This window comes from Streptomyces sp. NPDC054961 (genome assembly GCF_053609145.1).
On record NZ_JBSGWY010000011.1, the window covers coordinates 108,757 to 115,664 of the forward strand.

6 protein-coding genes are annotated in these 6,908 nt (G+C 73.9%); 2 read left to right on the forward strand and 4 right to left on the reverse strand.

All coding sequences use genetic code 11. The annotated features are described in order from the left end of the window. Window positions 1–3 precede the first annotated feature (3 nt). Window positions 4–912 carry a LysR family transcriptional regulator gene (locus ACWF9Z_RS13515; protein WP_453601329.1) on the reverse strand — a complete coding sequence of 303 codons (909 nt, stop codon included), beginning with the start codon at window positions 910–912 and terminating at the stop codon, window positions 4–6. Window positions 913–1,036: 124 nt separating this feature from the next. Here ACWF9Z_RS13515 and ACWF9Z_RS13520 point away from each other — a divergent pair, with 124 nt between their 5' ends. Continuing rightward, window positions 1,037–1,804 (forward strand): SDR family NAD(P)-dependent oxidoreductase, encoded by a 768-nt coding sequence (locus ACWF9Z_RS13520; protein ID WP_453601332.1) that lies wholly within the window; start codon window positions 1,037–1,039, stop codon window positions 1,802–1,804. Window positions 1,805–1,901: 97 nt separating this feature from the next. Here ACWF9Z_RS13520 and ACWF9Z_RS13525 read toward each other — a convergent pair whose 3' ends face one another. The 3 genes from ACWF9Z_RS13525 to ACWF9Z_RS13535 all read right to left on the reverse strand — a co-directional run bounded on the left by ACWF9Z_RS13525 (window position 1,902) and on the right by ACWF9Z_RS13535 (window position 5,004). Continuing rightward, window positions 1,902–3,560 carry a phospho-sugar mutase gene (locus tag ACWF9Z_RS13525; RefSeq protein ID WP_453601437.1) on the reverse strand — a complete coding sequence of 553 codons (1,659 nt, stop codon included), beginning with the start codon at window positions 3,558–3,560 and terminating at the stop codon, window positions 1,902–1,904. Window positions 3,561–3,599: 39 nt separating this feature from the next. Next, a complete protein-coding gene (locus ACWF9Z_RS13530) occupies window positions 3,600–4,406 on the reverse strand; it encodes a purine-nucleoside phosphorylase (protein WP_356651864.1) in 807 nt (268 codons plus the stop codon). A gap of 160 nt (window positions 4,407–4,566) precedes the next feature. Further along, window positions 4,567–5,004, reverse strand: a complete 438-nt coding sequence (locus tag ACWF9Z_RS13535; protein WP_356651862.1) for a gamma-glutamylcyclotransferase — start codon at window positions 5,002–5,004, stop codon at window positions 4,567–4,569. A 319-nt stretch (window positions 5,005–5,323) separates the two neighbouring features. On the opposite strand from ACWF9Z_RS13535, the gene ACWF9Z_RS13540 reads away from it, so the two are divergent. Next, on the forward strand, window positions 5,324–6,763 hold the full coding sequence (locus ACWF9Z_RS13540) for an NAD(P)H-quinone dehydrogenase (RefSeq protein ID WP_453601335.1): 1,440 nt from the start codon (window positions 5,324–5,326) through the stop codon (window positions 6,761–6,763). Window positions 6,764–6,908: the final 145 nt, after the last annotated feature.

The window sequence follows — 6,908 nt, forward strand, 5'->3', positions numbered from 1 at the left end:
CCCTCAGGGGAGGCGCGGGCCCGTGAGGTGAGCCGTCAGCTCCTCCACGAAGGCCGCCTGGCGGGGCGGGAGGGGGCCGGGGCGCGTCGCGCAGAACCACGTGCGGGTCAGGGGCCGGGCCCCGATGCGGACCAGGGCGAGGCCGTGCGAGGCGGTGTACGGCGCGGCCACCCAGTTCGGCAGGATCGCCACGCCCTGTCCGCCCGCCGCCATCTCGATGACCAGGTCGGTCACCAGGGGCATGGTGGTGACGCGGGCGGGCCGGGCGCCCAGGGGGATCGGCAGCGGCTGCGCGGGGACGCGGCTCTGGTCGTAGACGTCGTAGAGGATCAGGTCCACGTCCGTGAAGTCGCGGGCCGTCACGTGCGGGCGGGACGCCCAGGGGTGCCCGGCGGGCACCACGGCCACCATCTCGTCCTCGAACAGCGGGCTCAGCCGCACCCGGTCCATCTGCGTGTCCTGCCGGGTGACCAGGGCGACGTCGACGAGGTCGGCGAGGAGGGCCGGGACCGGGGCGTCGTCGGGGACGGGGACGATCCGCACCTCGGTGTCCGGCTCCCGTGCGCGGAAGGCGCGCAGTACGGGGGGCAGCCACGGGAAGGTGGTGCTGCACTGTGCGGCGAAGCGCACCCGGCGGTCCCTGCCGTCACGGATGTCCCGCAGGTCACGGGTGGCCGACTCCAGCTCGCCGAGCACGTGGCGCGCGGCGACGAGCATCCTGCGGCCGGCCGGGTTCGGCACCAGCCGGCGGCCCGCGCGCTCGAAGAGCAGCATCCCCAGCCGGTCCTCCAGCCGGGTCAGGCGCTGGCTGAGGGCGGGCTGGCTCACGTAGAGCCGGGAGGCGGCGGCGGTCAGCGAGCCGGTCTCGGCCATCGCCTCCAGGAGTTCCAGGTCCCGCAGGTCTACATCCATAACCGTGGATTATCACATGCTTCAAAAACGGTCGTGGTGTGATGAGTTGACGGGTCGTACGTTTCTGGTGTCAGCGAGACGCGCCGACCGGTCGAACCGGTCGGATACGAAAGGCACCTCCACCATGTCCGACGTCACGACCCACGCCGCCGCCGTCCACGGCACCCGTACCGCCCTCGTCACGGGCTCGTCCAGCGGCATCGGCCTGGACATCGCCCGCGCCTTCCTGGAGGCCGGCGCCAACGTCGTCCTCAACGGCCGCGACGCCGACCGCCTCGCCAAGGCCGCGGCCGCCCTCGGCCGGCCCGAGCGCACCGCCTGGGCCGCGGGCGACATCGCCGACCCGGGCACCGGCGAGGCGCTCGTGCGCACCGCCCTCGACCGGTTCGGCGCCGCCGACGTCCTCGTGAACAACGCCGGGACCTTCGCGTCCAAGCCCTTCACCGAGGTCACCGAGGAGGAGCTGGACGGCTTCCTGACCCACAACCTCAAGGGCACCTACCTCACCACCCAGGCCTTCGTGCGGGCGGTGCGCGCGCAGGGGCGCGGCGCCGCGGTGGTCAACATCGGCACCGTCCTGGTGGACCACGGCCTGGCCGGCCTCCCGGCCTCGGCGCCGGTGGCGAGCAAGGCCGGTGTGCACGGGCTGACGGTCAGCCTGGCCGCGGAGCTCGCGGCCGACGGCATCCGGGTCAACCTCGTGGCGCCCGGCATCGTGCGCACGCCGCTGCACGAGGGCGCCGACGTGGACGCGTTCGGTGGCCTCGCGCTCCTGAACCGGGTCGGCGAGGTCTCGGAGATCTCCCAGGCGGTCCTCTACCTCGCGGACGCGCAGTTCGTCACGGGCCACGTCCTGCGCGTGGACGGCGGCCACGTCACCGGCCGCTCCTGAGGGGACGCGGACCCCGGGGCCCCGGACGGCGACCGGCCCCGGACCGAGAGGTCCGGGGCCGGTGGGCCGCTGGCCGGTGCGGGCGGCGCCGAAGGGGTCAGATGCCCGCCGCGGCCGCCAGGTCCTTCTTGATCGCCTCGAGGACTTCCCGGCCGCGGGCGCGGGCCGGGGCGAGGTCCGCGGCGTCCGCCACCGGGACCACGACCTCCAGGTAGCACTTCAGCTTGGGCTCCGTACCCGACGGGCGGACGATCACCCGGGCCTCGTAGTCGCCCTCGAGGTAGTAGCGCAGCCCGTCCGTGGGCGGGAGCGTCGCCGTTCCCCGGTTCAGGTCCTCCGCCGAGCTGACCCGCAGGCCCGCCAGCGAGAGGGGCGGCTGCGCGCGCAGCGCCGCCATCGCCGAGGCGATGACCGACAGGTCCTCGACGCGGACCGACAGCTGGTCCGTGGCGTGCAGCCCGTGTTCCATCGCCAGGTCGTCCAGCAGATCGGTCAGGGTCCGGCCCTGCTCCTTGAGCTCCGAGGCCAGTTCGGCGACGAGCAGGGCGGCCGTGACGCCGTCCTTGTCGCGGACGCCCTCGGGGTCCACGCAGTAGCCGAGCGCCTCCTCGTACCCGTAGCGCAGGCCCTCGACGCGGGAGATCCACTTGAAGCCGGTGAGGGTCTCCTCGTAGCCGACGCCCGCCGCCCGCGCGATCCGCCCGAGGAGGGAGGAGGAGACGATGGACTCGGCGAAGACGCCCTCGGCGCCCTTGTGCACCAGGTGGGCGGCGAGCAGCGCGCCGACCTCGTCGCCGCGCAGCATCCGCCAGCCGGAGGCCGAGGCCTCGTCCGGGACGGCCACCGCGCAGCGGTCGGCGTCCGGGTCGTTCGCGATGACGATGTCCGGCCCGACCCGGGCGGCCGTCGCGAAGGACAGGTCCATCGCGCCCGGCTCCTCCGGGTTGGGGAAGGCGACCGTCGGGAAGGCCGGGTCCGGCTCGGCCTGCTCGGCCACCAGGACCGGCGCCGGGAAGCCGGCGCGGGCGAAGGCGGCCAGGACCACGTCCTTGCCGACGCCGTGCATGGCCGTGTAGACGGTCCGCACGCCCCGGGGGGAACCGGGGGTCAGGACGGCGTCCGTACGCTCCAGGTAGGCCTCCAGGACCTCGTCGCCGAGGTCCTGCCAGCCGCTGTCCGGGCGCGGTACGTCGGCCAGCGCGGCGACCGCGTCGATGTGCGCCGCGATCCGCTCGTCGGCCGGGGAGACGATCTGCGAACCGTCGCCGAGGTACACCTTGTAGCCGTTGTCCCGGGGAGGGTTGTGGCTGGCGGTGACCTCGACGCCGGCGACGGCGCCCAGGTGCCTTATGGCGAACGCGAGGACGGGCGTGGGCAGCGGGCGGGGCAGGACGGCCGCGCGCAGCCCGGCGCCGGTCATGACGGCGGCGGTGTCCCGGGCGAAGTCCGCCGACTTGTAGCGCGCGTCGTAGCCGACGACGACCAGGCCGCCGGCGTGGCCCTGGGCCTTGAGGTAGGCCGCGAGACCCGCCGCGGCCCGGATGACCACGCTCCGGTTCATCCGCATCGGGCCCGCGCCCAGCTCGCCGCGGAGCCCGGCGGTGCCGAACTGGAGCAGGCCGCTGAAGCGGTCCGCGAGCTCGGCCGTGTCACCGGCGTCGAGGAGTGCGGCGAGCTCGGCCGCCGTCTCCGGGTCCGGGTCCTCGGCCAGCCAGGCCCGGGCCCGTGCGATCAGATCGTCCTGCGCGTCCTGCACGTCCTGCACTACCTCTCGTCGGTCGGTCGGTTCGCTCGGTCAGATGCGGGCGAGGACCTGGGTCAGCAGCGTGCCCATGCGCGCGGCCGAGTCGCGGCCGGCCTGGAGCACCTCTTCGTGGTTGAGCGGCTCGCCGGAGATGCCCGCCGCCAGGTTGGTGACCAGGGAGATGCCGAGCACCTCGGCGCCGGCCTCGCGGGCGGCGATGGCCTCCAGCACGGTGGACATGCCGACCAGGTCGGCGCCCATGACGCGGATCATGTTGATCTCGGCCGGGGTCTCGTAGTGCGGGCCGGGGAACTGCACGTAGACGCCCTCTTCGAGGGTCTCGTCGATCTCCTTGCACATCGCGCGCAGGCGCGGCGAGTACAGGTCGGTCAGGTCCACGAAGTTCGCGCCGACGATCGGCGAGGTGGCCGTCAGGTTGAGGTGGTCGCTGATCAGCACGGGCTGACCGGGCTTCATGCCCTCGCGCAGACCGCCGCAGCCGTTGGTCAGGACGACGGTCTTGCAGCCGGCGGCGACGGCGGTGCGCACGCCGTGGGCGACGGCGGCGACGCCACGGCCCTCGTAGTAGTGGGTCCGGCCGAGGAAGAGCAGCGCGCGCTTGTCGCCGATCTTGTACGAGCGGATCTTGCCGCCGTGGCCCTCGACGGCGGGCGGCGGGAAGCCGGGGAGCTCGGTGACGGGAAACTCGGCCTCGGGCGCACCGAGCGCCTCTGCGGCGGGGGCCCAGCCGGAGCCCATCACGAGGGCGACATCGTGGGTCTCGGCGCCGGTCAGCTCGATCAGGCGGGCGGCGGCGGCGTCGGCGGCGGCGAAGGGGTCGGTAACAGATGCGTTCACGCGGAAGAGCGTAGCCGCTCTCGGCCTACGCGCGTAGATGGCGCAGCTCACGGTGTTCGGATCGTTGTCTTGTCGTTTCCGCCGAATAGTCCCCCGAGGGGCCGCGGGCCGCGCCGCGCCCTCGCCGGGGGCCCGTGCGGGGCTCCGCCCCGGACCGGCGTCAGCAGGGACGCTTGCGCAGTTCCATCACGTAGTCGTGGGGCGCGCCCGCGGACTCGGCCGCGTCGGCCAGCTCGCCCAGGTAGCGCGCGGACGGCAGGCCGCCCTCGTAGCCGTTCAGGACGTAGATCCAGGCCGCTTCCTCGCCGTCCAGCGTGTGGACCCGAACCCGCATCCGGCGGTAGATGTCGAGCCCGACGCCCTCCCAGCGGTCCAGCGAGTCCTCGTCCAGCGGCGCGACGTCGTACAGCGCCACGAAGACCTGGTGGCGCGGTGCTTCGACGATCGTCGCCAGCGCGCCCTCCCAGCCCATCTGCTCGCCGCCGAAGGTCAGCCGCCAGTCGTTGATCCAGCCCGTGCCGCGCAGCGGCGAATGGGGGGCGCGGCGCGTCATCAGCCGCGGGTCGAGGTTGCCGGCGTACGCGGCGTAGAGCGACATGAGGTCGAGAGTACGGGAGGGACCACCTCCGCCGCGTGCCCGGCCGGGTCGGGGCCCGGCATCCGGGGCGGGCCGCCGGACCCGCCGTCCGGACCCCGGCCGGCCCCGCCGCCGGCCGGCAGGCCCCTGGCCTGGCCTTGCGCGCGCCGGGGCCGCGCACGGGCCGCACCGGGGCCGTGCCGGCGCCCGTACGGCGGCCTGGGGGTGAAGCACCTTGATGCGTGCGGGACAATGGGGCACGGAATGCATCCCCCGGGGAGACCCCCGGAAGCCCCGGCCGGGGCGGCAGCCGGCCGGGTAGACGTGAGGCGGAGTTTTCGTGACCCGGATCGTGATCATCGGCGGCGGACCTGGCGGGTATGAGGCGGCCCTCGTGGGGGCCCAGCTCGGCGCGGAGGTGACCGTCGTCGACTGCGACGGCCTGGGCGGGGCGTCGGTGCTCACCGACTGCGTCCCCTCCAAGACCCTCATCGCGACCGCCGAGGTCATGACGACCTTCGACTCGTCGTACGAGGAACTCGGCATCGTCGTCGCCGACGACACCCCGCACATCGAGCAGGCCGCGCGGGTCGTCGGCGTGGACCTCGGCAAGGTGAACCGGCGCGTCAAGCGCCTCGCGCTCGCCCAGTCGCACGACATCACCGCCTCCGTCACCCGGGCCGGGGCCCGCGTCGTACGCGGCCGCGGCAAGCTCGGCGGCCCGCAGGGCATCGACGGCACGCGCGACGTCATCGTCACCGCGGCCGACGGCAGCGAGACGATCCTGACGGCCGACGCCGTGCTCATCGCGACCGGCGGGCACCCCCGCGAGATCCCCGACGCGATGCCCGACGGCGAGCGGATCCTGAACTGGACCCAGGTCTACGACCTCGACGAGCTCCCCGAGGAGCTCATCGTGGTCGGCTCCGGCGTGACCGGCGCCGAGTTCGCCGGCGCCTACCAGGCCCTCGGCTCCCGGGTGACCCTCGTGTCCTCCCGCGACCGCGTGCTGCCCGGTGAGGACCCGGACGCCGCCGCCGTCCTCGAGGACGTCTTCCGCCGCCGCGGCATGAACGTCATCGGCCGCTCCCGCGCCGAGTCGGCCAAGCGGGTCGGCGACCGGGTCGAGGTCACCCTGTCCGACGGCCGGGTCATCACGGGCACGCACTGCCTGATGGCGGTCGGCGCGGTGCCCAACACCACCGGCATGAACCTGGAGGAGTCCGGGGTCAAGCTCAAGGACTCCGGGCACATCTGGACCGACAAGGTCTCGCGCACCTCCTCGCCCGGCGTGTACGCGGCCGGCGACGTGACCGGGATCTTCGCCCTGGCCTCCGTGGCCGCCATGCAGGGGCGCATCGCGATGTACCACTTCCTCGGCGACGCGGTGACCCCGCTGAACCTGAAGACGGTCTCCTCGAACGTCTTCACCGACCCCGAGATCGCCACCGTCGGCTACACCCAGGCCGACGTGGACTCCGGCAAGATCGACGCCCGGTGCGTGAAGCTTCCGCTGCTGCGCAACCCGCGCGCCAAGATGCAGGGCATCCGGGACGGCTTCGTGAAGCTGTTCTGCCGCCCCGGAACCGGGATCGTCGTGGGCGGCGTGGTCGTCTCGCCGCGTGCGAGCGAGCTCATCCACCCGATTTCGATCGCCGTGGACAACAACCTGACGGTCGAGCAGATCGCAAACGCGTTCACCGTGTACCCCTCGCTGTCGGGCTCGATCGCCGAGGTCGCGCGCCAGCTGCACACGCGCAAGGCCGCCGGCGAGGCGTAAGTAGCGGTAACGGCCCTTCTGAGCAAGGGCTTTGGAGTGGGGGGGGGGGGGCGGGCGCGGCGCGCGCGCCCGCCGGGGGGCGCCCCGGGGGCCCCCCGGCGGGGCCCCCCCTGCCCCACTCGTCACCTCAGGGCTCCGGGGGCTG